Below are 14,646 nucleotides of genomic sequence, written 5' to 3' on the forward strand. Positions count from 1 at the left end.
CCGTGTCGGGGTGGTTCAGGTGCCGAGGCGCTTCAGCGCCGCCGTGACGACGTGCTTCGCGGATGCCGCGGCGCGGCCGACCACCTCGGCGGCGTGCGCCGCCCCGTCGGGGAGCGGCTGACCCGGGTAGTCGATGTCGGGGGCGCCGTCGCCGTAGGCGTCGACGAGGAACGGGACCAGCCAGTCGTCGACGGCCTCGAGCGGCTCGACGGCCAGGCTGTAGTAGCGGCGCTGACCGTCTTCGCGCACGCTCACGAGCTCCGCCTCGCGGAGGACCTTCAGGTGCTTCGACACGGTCGGCTGACTGATACCGAGGTCGGCGACGATGTGGCTCACGCTGGTACCGGCATCGCCTTCCGAGGTGCGTCGCAGGAGGAGCTGGAGGATGTCGCGCCTCGTGCCGTCTGCGATCACGTCGAAGATGTCGGTCATGTGATCAGGGTAGTCGTCCCCGGCACGGAGTACCATGACGAAGGCTCGGCGAACGCCGCCGTGCCGCCGCCGCTGGGGTGGGGAGTCGGACGAAGGGGGACGCGATGTCGGGCATCGTGTCGGCGTCGTCCCCCGGCCATCGCCTCAAGACCGCCGCGTCCTGGGGCAAGCACATCATCACGTCGTCGCCGTCGCGGTTCGCGATCGTGATCTTCGCCCTCCTGATCCTCGTCTTCACGGTGCTGCTGTCGCTGCCGATCTCGTCGGCGTCACGAACCGTCACACCCCTCGCCGACGCGCTGTTCACGGCCGTGTCGACCATCTGCGTCACGGGTCTCGCGACCGTCGACATGGCGACCCACTGGTCGCCGTTCGGTCACGTGCTGATCTTCATCGGCGTCAACATCGGCGCTCTCGGCGTGCTCACGCTGGCCTCTCTCATGGGCATGCTCATCTCGAAGCGACTGGGGCTCCGCGCCAAACTGCTCGCGGCAGGCGACACGAACCCGCTGCGCGCACACGGCGGCGTCGTGAACGAGAGCCAGACCGTGCGCCTCGGCGAGGTCGGCCAGCTGCTCACCACCGTCGCCCTGTCGGCCCTCATCATCGAGGGCGCACTGGCCGTGCTCCTCTACCCCGCCCTCGTGATGGCGGGCGTCGACCCGATCGCCGCCCTCTGGGAGGCCCCGTACTTCTCGGCCATGGCGTTCACGAACACCGGCTTCGCTCCCAACGACGGGGGCGTGGCGGTGTTCGCCGACGACTACCTCGTGCTGTCGCTGCTCATGGTGGGAGTGTTCCTCGGCAGCATCGGCTTCCCCGTCATCTACACCCTCGCCAAGCATGTGTGGCACGTGCAGAAGTGGTCGCTGCACACCAAGCTCACGCTCGTCACGACCGTGCTCCTCTTCATCCTCGGCGCCGCCGTGTTCCTCGTGCTCGAGTACAACAATCCGAAGACCTTCGGATCGATGGATGCCGCGGACACCACGTTCCAGGCGTTCTTCCTGTCTGCGATGACGCGTTCGGGCGGATTCAGCGTCATCGAGATCGACGACATGAACGGCTCGTCGCTGCTCGCCGCGAGCATGCTCATGTTCGTGGGCGGCGGCTCGGCATCCACCGCCGGCGGCATCAAGGTGACCACCCTCGCGGTGCTCGCCATCGCCGTGTGGTCGGAGGCCAAGGGCCGCCAGTCGGTCGAGGCGTTCGGCCGCCGCATCCCGAGCGACGTGCAGCGCGTGGCGCTCAGCGTCGTCGCCTGGGGCGCGACGATCGTGGCCCTGTCGACGATCGTCATCGCGCAGATCACGAAAGCCGACATCAGTCATGTGCTGTTCGACGTGATCTCCGCGTTCGCGACCGTCGGCCTGTCGTCGGGTCTCACGGCCGAGCTGCCGGACGCCGGCGCCTACGTGCTCGCGGCCACCATCTTCATGGGGCGCGTTGGTACAGTGACACTCGCCGCGGCCGTCGCCGCGACATCGCGAACGCAGTACTACTCACTGCCCGTGGAAAGGCCGATCGTTGGTTGAAGTCCTCCGGGGCGACGCTCCCGTCCTCGTCATCGGTCTCGGCCGTTTCGGTGCAGCCTGCGCCGGCGAGCTCGACCGCCTCGACCGCGAGGTGCTCGCGATCGACGACAACCTCGAACTCGTGCAGAAGTGGTCGGACCGGGTCACCCACACCGTGCAGGCCGATGCGAAGAACATCGACGCCCTGCGTCAGATCGGCGCCCAGGACTTCCAGGTCGCCGTGGTCGCGGTCGGATCGTCGATCGAGGCGTCGGTGCTCATCACCGCGAACCTCGTCGACCTGAAGGTGCCGCAGATCTGGGCGAAGGCCGTGTCGCAGTCGCACGGCAAGATCCTCGCCCGCGTCGGCGCGAACCATGTGATCTACCCGGAGCGCGAGGCGGGTGAACGCGTCGCTCACCTCGTCTCGGGACGGATGCTGGACTTCATCCGCTTCGACGACGACTTCGTGCTCGCGAAGATGTACCCGCCGAAGTTCATCCGCGGAGTCGGTCTCAACGAATCGGGCGTGCGCAGCAAGTACAAGGTGACGGTGGTCGGCGTGAAGAGCCCCGGCAAGCCGTTCCGCTACGCGGAGGCGAACACGATCGTCACCAACCACGACCTCATCATCGTGTCGGGCACCAACAGCGACATCGAGCGCTTCGCCGCCCTCGACCGCTGATATCCGAGCGCTGACGCGCTCGGCGCCCGCCGGTCAGGCGCCTGCGGCGAGCTCCTTGGCCCTGGCGAGAGCCGCCGCCGCGGCATCCGCGAAAGTGCGGTCGAGGTGAGCATCCTGCAGCACGGCGACCGCCCGCTCCGTCGTGCCCTTCGGGCTGGTGACGCGTCGACGCAGCTCAGCGGGCTCCTCCCCCGAGGCGTCGAGCAGCGCGGTCGCGCCGATGAACGTCTGCTCGGCCATGAGCCGCGCGTCGGCACGCTCGAACCCCATGCCCTCCGCCGCCTTGGTGAGCTCCTCGATGAGGAGGAAGACGTACGCCGGGCCGGAGCCCGAGATGGTCGACAGCGCATCGATCTGCGACTCCGGGACCTCCACCACGGCGCCGACGGTCTCGAACAGCCGGCGCACGAGGGCGAGGTCGTCGTCGGAGGCACCGCTGCCGGCCGCGAGGCCGGTGACCGCCTTGCCGACCGTGGCCGGGGTGTTCGGCATGGATCGGATGACGCGGGCGTCCGCCCCCAGTCCCTCGGCGAACGTCGCGAGGGTCACTCCCGCGGCGAGGCTCACAACGATGGTGTCGTCGCCGAGCGACGGGGCGATCTCGCGGAGGAGGTCGGGCACCATGGCCGGCTTGACGCCGACGAGCACGATGCGCGCGTCGGCGACCGCCGCGGCGTTGCCGTCCGGCTGCTCGGAGAGAGCGATGCTGGTGACGCCGTCGAGGTCGGCGAGGGCCGCGGCCTTCTCGGCCGTGCGGTTGGTGGCGGTGATCCCGCCGTCGACGCGGATGCCGGAGGCGACCACTCCGCGGAGGATGGCTCCTCCCATCGATCCGGCACCGACGAACGCGAGAGAGGGAAGAGAGTCAGCCATGTCGTCATCCTACGGCGGGCTCACCCGGCATCCTCCGACAGGCGGTTCTAGACTCGGACCATGAGTGCTTCCGGCGGCAGCAAGGCGATCATCGCGGCGTTCCTGGCGAACCTGGGCATCGCCCTCGCGAAGTTCCTCGCGTGGGCGCTCTCGGGTTCGGCGTCCATGCTCGCCGAGGCCATCCACTCCGTCGCCGACTCCGGCAACCAGCTGCTCCTGATGCTCGGCGGGCGCAAGGCGAAGCGCGAGGCCGACCGCGCGCACCCGTTCGGGTACGGGCGAGAGCGCTACGTGTATGCGTTCGTCGTGTCGATCATCCTCTTCTCCGTCGGCGGTCTGTTCGCCATCTACGAGGGCGTCGAGAAGCTCACGCATCCGCACGAGCTCGACCAGACGTGGTGGTGGCTGCCGATCGTGGTGCTGCTCGTGGCGATCGGACTCGAGTCTTTCTCGCTGCGCACCGCCGTCAAGGAGAGCAACCTCGTCCGCGAAAAGGGCCAGTCGTGGGTGTCGTTCGTGCGCCGTGCGAAGGCGCCGGAACTGCCCGTCGTGCTGCTCGAGGACGTCGGGGCTCTGACGGGTCTCAGCTTCGCGCTGCTCGGCGTCGGTCTCACCGTGATCACCGGCAACCCGGTCTTCGACGCTCTCGGAACCCTCATGATCGGCACACTGCTCGTGCTCATCGCGATCGTGCTGGGCGTCGAGACGAAGAGCCTCCTGATCGGCGAAGGGGCCACGGCCGCCGACCACGATCGTATCGTCGACGCGATCAACGCGGGCGACGAGATCGAGAAGATCATCCACATGAAGACCCTGTACCTGGGTCCGGACGAGCTGATGGTCGCGGTGAAGATCGCCCTCAATGCCGACAAGCCCCTGCGCGAGGCCGCCGACGACATCGACGTGATCGAGGCGCGCATCCGCGAGGCCGTGCCGATCGCCCGAGTCATCTACATCGAGCCCGACGTGTACCGCCCGTCGCTGGACCCCGAGCCGTCGACCGACGTCTTCGTGCTGAAGTCCTCCGACTGAGTCGAGGATCGCCGAGGGATCGCCGAGGGATCGCCGGCGTCAGCGGCGCTGCTCGAAGAAGTCCCGGAGCAGCGCCGTCGCGGCATCCGCCTCCATGCCGGCGACGACCTCGGCGCGGTAGGGCAGTCGCCGATCGCGCAGCACGTCGTACATGGAGCCGGCGGCCCCCGCCTTGTCGTCCCATGCTCCGAACACCACGCGCGCGACGCGCGCCTGCAGGATCGCGCCCGCGCACATCACACACGGTTCGAGCGTGACGACCAGGGTGCACCCCTGCAGATTCCAGGAGCCGAGGGATGCCGCAGCGCGACGCAGCGCCTCGATCTCGGCGTGTCCCGTCGGGTCGTGCGACTCTTCGCGGGTGTTGCGCCCCTCGGCGATGACACGACCGGTCCGGTCGAGGATCACGGCGCCGACGGGGATCTCGTCGACGGCGGCCGCCTCGGCGGCGAGTTCGAGCGCGCGCTGCATGGCTGCGGTGTCGGCCTCGGTCATGCGTCGAGCCTAGGGGGTCGGATGTCGTGCGCGGGCCCGCGGCGCATTAGCCTGTATCCATGCGTGTCCACGTCGCCGACCACCCTCTCATCACCCACAAGCTCTCGGTGCTGCGCGACCATCGCACGCCGTCGCCGGTGTTCCGTCAGCTCACCGAGGAGCTCGTGACGCTCCTCGCGTATGAGGCGACCCGCAGCGTCAAGGTCAGCCCGATCGAGATCACGACCCCGGTCACCACGACCATGGGCGTGAAGATCTCGGAGCCCCGCCCCATCGTGGTCCCCATCCTGCGCGCCGGTCTCGGCATGCTCGAGGGCCTCGTCAAGCTGCTGCCCACCGCCGAGGTCGGCTTCCTCGGCATGGTGCGCGACGAGCAGACGTTCGAGCCCACGACCTACGCCGAGCGCCTTCCCGACGACCTCAGCGACCGCCAGTGCTTCGCGATCGACCCGATGCTCGCCACCGGCGGCTCGCTCGCCGCCGCGATCCAGTTCCTGTTCGACCGCGGGGCCAAGGACGTCACCGCCATCTGCCTGCTCGGCACTCCCGAGGGCGTGGCCGCGATCGAGGAGATGGCCGGCGACCGCGATGTCACACTCGTGCTCGGTGCTCTCGACGAGCGACTGAACGAGAAGGGCTACATCGTTCCCGGACTCGGCGACGCGGGTGACCGCCTCTACGGCACGGTCTGACGCGCACTCCTCACACGGCCAGGCGGTACGCCCGCTCGTCGCCGTAGTGCACGAATCCCGCACGACGGAGGATCGGCGCCGACGTCGAGACCCGGCCCTTCACGAGCGCGGTGGTCGCGCCTCTCTCTGCGCTCGCGCGCAGGCGTTCGGCGAGCACGGCGCGGTACGCCCCGCGTCCCCGCGCGTGCTCCAGAGTCGCCGCTCCCCAGAGTCGGGCGAAGCCGTCGACGATCGTGCAGCCGCCGGTACTGACGGGCATGCCGTCGAGGCGGGCAAGCACACGCAGACCCTCTCCGGCGTCGAGCGCGGCGCTGACCTCGGCGAGCTCGGTGCGGAGTCCCTCGTCGTCGAGCGCGGCCTGTCCCCACACCGGCACGTTCACGCTGTCGACGTCGCGCACCTGCTCGAGGGTGCGCACGATCTCGGCGGTGATACCGGGCGGTACGTCGATCGCCGGGCGGTCGATCGCGCGTGCGAAGACCGCGACCGTGTCGATGTGGTCGGCGCCGCGGCGGCGGAGCTCGTCTTCGAGGTCGGGGGAATCGGACTCGTTCGTCCAGAACGTGAACACGCTCTCACCCCACGCCTGCGTCCGCTCCAGTGCGTGGTCGATCACGGTACTCGAGTCGGCGCGCGAGTCGACCTGCGATCCGCGGACCCCGCCGCCGAAGCGCGCGGGGTAGCGGACGAGCTGCAGGTGGATCTTCTCCTGTTCGCTGTCGCGCGGGAACCACGCCCACGCAGCGGCGGCGCGCAGGATCTGCTCGGTGGTGTGCGCGGTCGGTGCCGCGTCGCCGTGGAGTCCTCGGCGATCGAGAGCCGCGCCGGTCGGCTCCGGCCGCTCCGCGGCGTACTCGCGCGACGCGGAGGCGGTCACGCCACCGCCCCCACGAGTCGTGCGAAGGCGCTGAGCCGCGCGACCCCCTCGGGCGTGCGGGGGAGGTCGTCGAGAAGCGCCGGTGAGTGGATCAGGTAGGCCGCGACCTGCGCCCGAGAGATGGCGACGTTCAGGCGGTTCTGCATGAGCAGGAACTCCGGTCCTCGCGGGGCATCCTTGCCGCTCGACGCCGCGAGCGACGTGATCGAGACGACGGCCTCCTTGCCCTGGAAGTTGTCGACCGTGCCCACGGGCACGTCGGGGAACCCTGCGGCAGCCAGAGCGTCGTGCACGAGCTGCCGTTGCGCGTTGTACGGCGTGACCACGATGATGTCGCTCTGGGTCAGGGGGCGTGTGGGCGTCTCAGCCGTGTGGTCGGTGACGGTGCGGCCCAGCAGCTCCCGCACGAGCGCCACGACCGCATCGGCCTCCTCGGTCGACTGGGTGGCGTTGCCGCGGTGACGCAGCGGAACCACGTGGAGCCCGGGATCGATGCCCTCGATCGAGCGCTTCTCGGTCCCCGGGGCCGACGCCAGACGTCCGGCGTACGCGAGGCGCGAGACCGGGGCCGCGACGAACGGGTGCATGCGCCACGAGCGTTCGAGGAAGTACCCGTATTCCGGCCGCACGACCTCGTCGCCGTCCATGACCCAGCCGAGCGCGGAGGTATCGACAGGCTCGGGGTGCGCGCCCTGACTGACCTGCGGCAGCTGCTGCGGGTCTCCGAGGAGCAGGAGGCTCTTCGCGCCCGCGGCGACGGCGATGGTCGACGCGAGGGAGAACTGGCCGGCCTCATCGACGACGAGCAGGTCGAGCCCGTGCCGGTCGACCCTGGTCGTGTTGCTGAAATCCCAGGCCGTACCGCCGACGACGACGCCCCGGCCCTCGTTCTCGGCGAGGAACGACGCCATGCCGGTCTTGGGGATGACGGTGTACCCCGGCTCGGCGGACGGGTCCTTCGGAGCCTTCCCCACCTGACCAGGCGGCACCCCGTCGGCGACCACGCGCTCGAGCAGGTTCTCGATGATCGAGTGCGACTGGGCCACCACGCCGATGCGGTAGCCGTGCTCGTTCACGAGCCGCGCGATGACCTGCGATCCCGTGTAGGTCTTGCCTGTGCCGGGAGGACCCTGCACAGCCAGGTAGCTGTCGTCGAGATCGAGGACGGCTCGGACGATCGCGTCGACCGTGTCGTCGCCCTGTGCGGGAAGGCTCTGCCCCGACCGCGTGCGCGGCGGGATCCGCCGCAGGATGTCGGTGGCCGCGTCCCGCGGATAGCCGGGTGCGGCGGCGTGCACGGCATCCGCCCACTCGTCGATCGCTCCCTGCAGCGACACGACCCGCGGAGGGGCGGCCGGCGTCAGCGCGAGGGGCAGGTCGTCCCACGTCTGTCCCTGGATCGCCGACTCGGTCACGACGTAGCCGTCATCGAGCACGCCCGTGACCGAGACGGAGTGCGGCACGTGCACGGCGCGTGACGGCACCTCGAGGTCGAACGGAGCAGGGACCTCGTAGAGCGCGAACGGCTGGCCGCCCTCGCCGAGGGTCGTGCCGGGAGAGACCTCGCCCCGGATCTCGATGTCGCGAGACATCACGCGGCGCCCTTCCCCGACGCTCCACTCACGGACCACGCGGGACGCGAGGCGATCGACGCGGACGACGTCACGCGTGTGGTCCCACATCGTGACGGGCTCCCGCAGCCGCTGGAAGTGCGACACCCAGAAGCTCTTCGCCTCTCGGGGGAAGTAGTCGATGGCCGCGGCCGCGATGCGGTGCACCTGGCCGTCGGACCCCGCGGCGACCGCGCGCTCCGCGTCGGCGAGCAGCGCGACAGACCGCGGGGACGGCTCGTAGATCACCTCGTCCGCTTCGTCGGGCGGGGCCGGGTTCACGCCCTCGCGGCGGGCGATCTCGATCAGCCAGTCGCGGAGGCGCCTGGTCGAGACGCAGTCGTACCGGTTGTAGTCGGCGAGGTCGGCGAGCACGGCGTCGGCATCGGCCTGCTCCCCCGCCGCGGCGAGCTCGCGGGCTGCGACGTACTGCACGATCGAGTCGTCGCCCTTCTGCACGTCGCTCGTGCGCACATCGTCGCCCATGTAGAGCGGCTCGAGCTTCTTGATCGAGTACGAGCGCGAACCGACGCGCACGGTCCGCAGCACGAGCGGGTAGAGGTCGACGAACACGCCCTCGCGCAACAACCTGTCGACCTCGGCCTCTCGCACGCCGTACCGAGCGGCCATCGCGATGAGGTGCGACGTCTCGTACGGCGCGTAATGGTAGATGTGCATGCCGGGATGGGCGGTCCGCCGCACGTTCACGAAGTCGAGGAACTGCTCGAAGGCCCGCTTCTCGGCCGCGAAGTCGTGCGCCCACAGTGCCGAGTACTGGTCGTGGTTGTCCACCCAGCCGAAGAGGTAGTCGAGTCCCCACTGCGCCTGACCGTCTGCAGCGGGCTCGGTGTACAGCGGGTCGCCCTCGAAGTCGAAGAAGATGTCGCCGAGGCTCGGCACGGGAAGCGTGTGGATCGCTGCGGCGTAGTGCACGTCGTAGGCGGCCACGCCCTCGGCATCCGCCCGCAGTTGCACACGCGCCTGCGAGCGCAGCGTTTCGAACGTGTCGACGTTCATGCCGTCGGGGGCGGTCGTCGCCGCGGCGAGAGCGTCTATGGTCTCGATCCCCGCCGCGCGGAGTCGCGCTCGCTGCACGGGCCGCATGCGCGCGACCATGAGCAGGTCGCGATGGGCGATCACCTGCTCCTCGCAGGTCGCGCACCGGCCGCAGGCGACGACGTCGAGATCGCCGCGATCGTCTCCCCAGGCGAGCGCGGCGTCGGGACTCGGGTCGTCGATGCGGCGGTCGGCGATCAGGGCGCGCAGCCGAGCGCGGCGGACCTGGAACAGAGGCAGCAGGTCGTCGACGCGATGCGTGCTGAGGGTGCCGTCGCCGAGGATCAGGTCGACCTCATCGGAGCGGGGGACACCGAGGCGATCGAGCTGATCGACGTATGCCGCCAGCTGCATGAGCGCCGTGACTCGCGCCGTTCGGGCCAGCTTGGAATCCTGCACCCGCCAGCGCCCGTCATCATCGCGCTTCAGGAAGTCGGCGAATCCGACGAACTCGTCTGTCGAGAACGCCGCCTGGAACACGACGACCGCATCGGACCCGAGGGCGTCGATCGTCTCGTCGACGGCTGCGGCGAGGGCGTCGGCATCGATCGACGACACCTTCTCGATCCGGTGCACCCGATCATCGCCGAGCTCGGCGATGTAGCGGTCGAGCACGTTCTGCTCGTGCACGTCTCCGAGACGCGCAGCCCGCGCCAGCGTCGCGTCCTCCGGCTCATCGACCGCCGGTACGCGCCCCAGCTTCGCATCGATCGCTCGACACCAGGCGAACTCGCACTCGGCGGCCGCCTTGAGATCACTCGCGCTCCAGATGACGCGCTGCGCCAGGGTGTCGATCCGCACGTTGCTCCCGTTCCTTCGGATGCTTCGACACTAGCCGCGGCATCCGACACGGGCGTTCGATCGGCTCGGACCGGTCAGCGCCACCAGGTGTCGTCCGGCGTGACCGGGAGGTGACGCTTGTGCTGTGTCGCGAGGTACCGGGACTCGATGCGCCCGGCGACATCGGCGTCGACCTGCTCGCCCTCGAGGAACGCGTCGATCTGCTCGTAGGTGAGTCCCAGTTCGTCTTCGTCGGCACGACCGGGCTGCCCGTCGAGCAGGTCAGCGGTGGGCACCTTGTAGGCGAGCCGTTCCGGCGCGTCGAGATGCAGCAGCAGGGACCGCCCCTGGCGCTTGGTCAGGCCGGAGAGCGGCAGGATGTCTGCCGCTCCGTCGCCGAACTTCGTGTAGAAACCGGTCACGGCCTCCGCCGCATGGTCGGTGCCGATCACGAGCAGCCCGTCGTGGCCTGCGAGGGCGTACTGGGTCACCATGCGCAGACGCGCCTTGATGTTCCCCCTGTTGAAGTCGGTGATGTCGCTCGTCACAGCGAACTCGATGTCCTCCTCGACACCGTCGACGCCGTTCTGGATGTTCACCTCGACCGAGGAGTCGGGTTCGATGAACGCCAGCGCCGCCGCCGCGTCCTCCGCGTCGTGCTGCACGCGGTACGGGAGCCGCACGGCGAGGAAGCCGGCCTCGCCGCCTTCGGCGCGCACGCGCTCGACCGCGAGCTGAGCCAGGCGGCCTGCCAGAGTCGAGTCCTGTCCGCCGGAGATGCCGAGGACGAACCCCTTGGCTCCGGTCGTGCGCAGGTAGTCGACGAGGAACTGCACCCGGCGTTCCACTTCGGCTTCCGGGTCGATCTCGGGCTTCACGCCGAGCGCTTCCGCGATCTGCTGCTGCAGGGTCATGGCGGTCCTCCGGTCTTGTCGACATCAGTATCCTCCCCCAGTGTTACATCGGAATGACGTGCCGGGCGTGGAGCAGCACGGGGCGTCGACGCACGATGGGAGAATGGACGGGTGAGACTTCTCGTCGCCGCGATGGCATCCGAACTCGAAGCGTTCCCCGACGACCTGGAGGGCTTCGATCAGCTCGTCACCGGCGAGGGCAAGATGCAGGCGACCTATGCGCTGACCAGGGCGCTGTCCGCGAGGGACTTCGAGGAGATCGTCGTCGTCGGCACCGCGGGTGGCATCGACCCGGAGCTGGACGCGGTGGTGCACGAGGTGGGCAGTGCGCTGCAGCATGACGTCTTCGACCTCGAGGGCGTCGCGGGACAGCACGTGTCGCTGCCCGCGCGCGTGTCGACCGGCCGCGACGGTGTGCTGATCGCGACGGGAGACAGCTTCGTAGGCGATGCGGGGATCACCGCGGTCATCCGCCCGTCCGGTGCCGGGCTGGTCGACATGGAGACGTACGCGTACATCTGGGTCGCGCAGCAGTTCGGCGTGCCTATCCGCGCGTTCAGAGCGATCTCAGATCGCGCTGAGGACGGCGCACTCGTCGACTTCCGTGCGGCGATCGCGCGCTGCAGCGTGATGCTGCGCGAGACGATCCGCCAGGAGTACGGAGTCTGACGCTCAGCGCGTCTCGATGACGCTCGGACCGTTCGGCGTGGCCCGCACCGACAGCTGAGCCGGGATCTGCTCCTTCATCGCTTCGACGTGACTGATGACACCGACCGTCCGGCCGCCCTGGCGCAGCTCGTCGAGGGTGCGCATGGCCACGTCGAGCGTGTCGCCGTCGAGCGATCCGAAGCCCTCGTCGATGAACAGTGTGTCGAGACGGATGCCGCCGGCTCGCGCCGTGACGACCTCGGCGAGTCCGAGCGCGAGCGCGAGCGAGCTGAGGAACGTCTCTCCACCGGACAGCGATTGCGCGGGACGCGTCTGGCCCGTGTAGGCGTCGAACACGACGATGCCGAGGCCGGAGGCGGCACCGCGTGCAGCAAGGGCGTCGGAGTGGCGCAGCTGATACCGTCCGGTGGACATGTCGGCCAGACGGCGATTGGCCGCCTCGACGATCTCTTCGAGCTCTGCGGCGAGCACGAAGGTCTCGAGGGTCATCTTGCGCGTGTTGGCGCCGCGACCCGCGAGAGCGTCGGCGAGCCCCCGCAGCACCTCGAAGTCGGCGGCGCCCGCGGCACTCTCCGCGTGAGCCGCGGACGCGGAGCCGATGAGCGATCCCAGTTGCTCGGCGAGCGCAGCGGCGCGCTCCGCGTCGGCCACAGCCGTCGACCACAGCGACCTCGCCTCGGCGGAACGCTGCTCGATCGGGTCGAGGTCGATCGGCTCCTCGGGCAGGGTCCGCAGTTCGAGGTCGAGGAGGATCGCCCGTTCTTTCTCACGCTCGACGGCGTGGTGGGAGATGCGTGCTTCGAGCTCGGCCTGTACGAGAGGTGAGCGAAGTGCGGCCTCCGCGGCGTCCGCGTCGTCGAACGCGGAGGCGTCGAGCGCTGTGCTCAGCTCCCGGGCGGCCGATGCCGCGGCGTCAGCGCGTCGCGCTCGTTCGTCGGTCGCCTCGATAAGCGTGCGCGCATCGGTGACCTCGCGCTCCGCCGCGGTGATCCGCTCGGCGACCGAGGGGAAGGCTCCACGAGCATCCGCCACCGCGGACGCCGCCTCGATCTCCCTCTGCTCGACGATCGCGTGGGTCTCGCGTGCGGCCGCGAGCGCTGCGGCCGCCGATTCGCGGTCGCTCTGCAGTCCGGCGATGCGCGCAGACAGCTCGGCGGCGCGTCGGTCGAGAGCGGTCACCTGTTCGGCGGCGGCGAGACTCCGAGCGTGCTCGTCCGTCGCTCGGGTCAGCTCGTCAGTCGCGGTGCGGACGTCTCTCCCGTCGGCGCGACTGCTCGCGGCCGCCAGCTCGACGCGCAGCGACGCCACCTTCTCGGCGGCCGACCGCTCGACGTCGACGGCGTGATCGCGTCGTGCTTCCGCGGCGACGATGTCGTCGGCGGATACGGGATCGGTGTGGTCGGCCGGAGCCGGATGCTCATGAGCACCGCACACCGGGCAGGCCTCGCCGTCGACAAGAGCGCTCGCGAGCTCACCCGCGAACCCGTCGAGACGACGCTGCCGCAGGCGCGCGAGCTCTGTCTGCCTCTCCGCGAGCACCGAGCTCGCAGCGACCAGATCCTGCTCAGCCGCCGCGCTCTCCGCCTCCAGCCGCGCGACGTCGTGCGCGGCTGCCACACGGCGCGTCGCTGCCTGCAGGGCCGCGCCGAGGTCGTCCGACCGGTCCGCGATACGACGGAGAGCGTCGCGCTCACGGGTCGTCTCGTCGAGTCGGACCGGGAGGGTCTCGCCTTCTGCGTCGACCGCTGCGAGTCGACCAGCGGCGCCGGCGACGGCCTCCGCCGCCTTGCGCAGTTCGGACTCGCGTGCCGACGCCGACCGCTCGAGCTCGTCTGCGCGCCTCCAGGCCCCGGTCTCTCTGGTCCGCTCGGACGCCCACGCGGCGAGATCCTCGGCGTCGACGTCATGAGCGTCCCAGTCGCGCTGCGCCCGCGCGTGCTCCTCGACCGCCTGGACGAGCGCCGCGTCCGCGCGCGTCGCCGCCACGATCATCGTCCGCAGGGTCTCTGCTTCTCGCGCTCGCGACAGCTCCTCGCGCGCTGCGACGATCTGCGGCTCGACTTCCTCGAGGCGTGCGAGCGCCTGCCTGGCACGGTCGCGCTCCTGCTGCGCTCGGCGCTCCTCCCTGGCGGTACTCAGCGTCGCATCGGCGGCAGCCGACCACGTCGCGGCATCGTCCCGCTCCGCGGCCCGACGCTCCGCCCGATAGTCCGCTCGTGCTCGGGCGAGGGCCAGTTCGTCGAGCCGCTGCGCGGTCGTGAGCGCGGCGGCGGCCTGCGTTCCTTCGCCGCGCGGCGACCCGCCCTCGACGGCTTCGCGGTCCTCGGTCAGGAGCCCGGCGTTCTCGACGAGCCGCTCGGCCTCGTCGAGTCTCGCCGCCACGACGGCGAGCCCCGAGGCGAGCTCCTGCTCGGCAGCCCATCGACGCTCGTCGAACCGGGCCTGCACGTCTTCGAAGCGCTCGGTGCCGAACAACCTCCGCAGCAGCGCCTGCCGCTCGCGACTGCCAGCCAGAAGGAACTCCGAGAAGCGGTTCTGAGCGAGGAGGATGACCTGAAGGAACTGCTCGCGACTCAACTGCAGGATGTCGTCGAGCTCGTACGCCGCCTCTCGCTCTTTGGCGGCGAGACCGATCCACTCACCCGCGACGAGGGCGTCGAGTTGGACGGAGGAGGCCTGAACGGTCATGCCACCGCCGCGCTTCTTGGGCCTCTCGTACTCGGGCGAGCGCCGCACCCGATACCGACCGGCGGGCGTGCTGAATTCGACGACGACCTCGGTGACGTCGTCGGGTTCGCAGTGGTCGCTGCGCAGGCGCTTGTCTCCGCTCTCGTAGCGGGGCACACCGCCGTAGAGCCCGAAGCACACGGCGTCGAGGATGCTCGACTTCCCGGCACCGGTCCGACCCTCGATCAGGAAGATGCCGTCGTCGGCGAATGCGTCGAAGTCGACGATCTGGCGTTCGCGGAAGGGACCGAACCCTTCCACCTCGAGCCGATGGAGCTGCACCAGGACTC

12 protein-coding genes are annotated in these 14,646 nt (G+C 69.9%); 5 read left to right on the forward strand and 7 right to left on the reverse strand.

The features are described 5' to 3' along the window. Nucleotides 1–15: 15 nt before the first annotated feature. Nucleotides 16–432: an ArsR/SmtB family transcription factor gene (locus tag RAC69_RS11845; protein ID WP_375086978.1), complete on the reverse strand. Its 417-nt coding sequence runs from the start codon at nucleotides 430–432 to the stop codon at nucleotides 16–18. 104 nt (nucleotides 433–536) lie between these two features. Between RAC69_RS11845 and RAC69_RS11850 the strand changes: the two genes are divergently transcribed. Further along, nucleotides 537–1,967 (forward strand): potassium transporter TrkG, encoded by a 1,431-nt coding sequence (locus tag RAC69_RS11850; protein ID WP_341935429.1) that lies wholly within the window; start codon nucleotides 537–539, stop codon nucleotides 1,965–1,967. After that, nucleotides 1,960–2,631 (forward strand): TrkA family potassium uptake protein, encoded by a 672-nt coding sequence (locus RAC69_RS11855; protein ID WP_047520565.1) that lies wholly within the window; start codon nucleotides 1,960–1,962, stop codon nucleotides 2,629–2,631. The genes RAC69_RS11850 and RAC69_RS11855 overlap by 8 nt, the downstream gene beginning before the upstream one ends. Nucleotides 2,632–2,664: 33 nt before the next feature. On the opposite strand, the gene proC is transcribed toward RAC69_RS11855, so the two are convergent. Continuing rightward, complete coding sequence (proC, locus tag RAC69_RS11860; protein ID WP_375086979.1) at nucleotides 2,665–3,504, reverse strand: pyrroline-5-carboxylate reductase; 840 nt, start codon at nucleotides 3,502–3,504, stop codon at nucleotides 2,665–2,667. 60 nt (nucleotides 3,505–3,564) lie between these two features. On the opposite strand from proC, the gene RAC69_RS11865 reads away from it, so the two are divergent. Continuing rightward, entirely contained in the window at nucleotides 3,565–4,536 is a 972-nt protein-coding gene (locus tag RAC69_RS11865; RefSeq protein ID WP_341935431.1) for a cation diffusion facilitator family transporter, read from the forward strand. A 39-nt stretch (nucleotides 4,537–4,575) separates the two neighbouring features. On the opposite strand, the gene tadA is transcribed toward RAC69_RS11865, so the two are convergent. Continuing rightward, entirely contained in the window at nucleotides 4,576–5,031 is a 456-nt protein-coding gene (gene tadA / locus RAC69_RS11870; protein WP_375086980.1) for a tRNA adenosine(34) deaminase TadA, read from the reverse strand. 59 nt (nucleotides 5,032–5,090) lie between these two features. Here tadA and upp point away from each other — a divergent pair, with 59 nt between their 5' ends. Next, the gene (upp, locus tag RAC69_RS11875) at nucleotides 5,091–5,723 is read left to right on the forward strand and encodes a uracil phosphoribosyltransferase (protein ID WP_341935433.1); all 633 of its coding nucleotides are present in this window, start codon (nucleotides 5,091–5,093) and stop codon (nucleotides 5,721–5,723) included. A 10-nt stretch (nucleotides 5,724–5,733) separates the two neighbouring features. On the opposite strand, the gene RAC69_RS11880 is transcribed toward upp, so the two are convergent. From RAC69_RS11880 to nadE, 3 genes are all read right to left on the reverse strand, one after another. Next, complete coding sequence (locus tag RAC69_RS11880) at nucleotides 5,734–6,600, reverse strand: GNAT family N-acetyltransferase (protein ID WP_375086981.1); 867 nt, start codon at nucleotides 6,598–6,600, stop codon at nucleotides 5,734–5,736. Then, the gene (locus tag RAC69_RS11885; RefSeq protein ID WP_375086982.1) at nucleotides 6,597–10,067 is read right to left on the reverse strand and encodes a TM0106 family RecB-like putative nuclease; all 3,471 of its coding nucleotides are present in this window, start codon (nucleotides 10,065–10,067) and stop codon (nucleotides 6,597–6,599) included. The genes RAC69_RS11880 and RAC69_RS11885 overlap by 4 nt, the downstream gene beginning before the upstream one ends. A gap of 74 nt (nucleotides 10,068–10,141) precedes the next feature. After that, on the reverse strand, nucleotides 10,142–10,960 hold the full coding sequence (gene nadE / locus RAC69_RS11890) for an ammonia-dependent NAD(+) synthetase (RefSeq protein ID WP_375086983.1): 819 nt from the start codon (nucleotides 10,958–10,960) through the stop codon (nucleotides 10,142–10,144). A gap of 111 nt (nucleotides 10,961–11,071) precedes the next feature. Between nadE and RAC69_RS11895 the strand changes: the two genes are divergently transcribed. Continuing rightward, on the forward strand, nucleotides 11,072–11,629 hold the full coding sequence (locus tag RAC69_RS11895; protein ID WP_375086984.1) for a nucleoside phosphorylase: 558 nt from the start codon (nucleotides 11,072–11,074) through the stop codon (nucleotides 11,627–11,629). Between the two features lie 3 nt (nucleotides 11,630–11,632). Here RAC69_RS11895 and RAC69_RS11900 read toward each other — a convergent pair whose 3' ends face one another. Next, entirely contained in the window at nucleotides 11,633–14,638 is a 3,006-nt protein-coding gene (locus tag RAC69_RS11900) for an AAA family ATPase (RefSeq protein WP_375086985.1), read from the reverse strand. Between the last annotated feature and the right edge of the window lie 8 nt (nucleotides 14,639–14,646).

It is taken from the genome of Microbacterium sp. LS_15 (assembly GCF_041954735.1).
Lineage (GTDB): Bacteria > Actinomycetota > Actinomycetes > Actinomycetales > Microbacteriaceae > Microbacterium.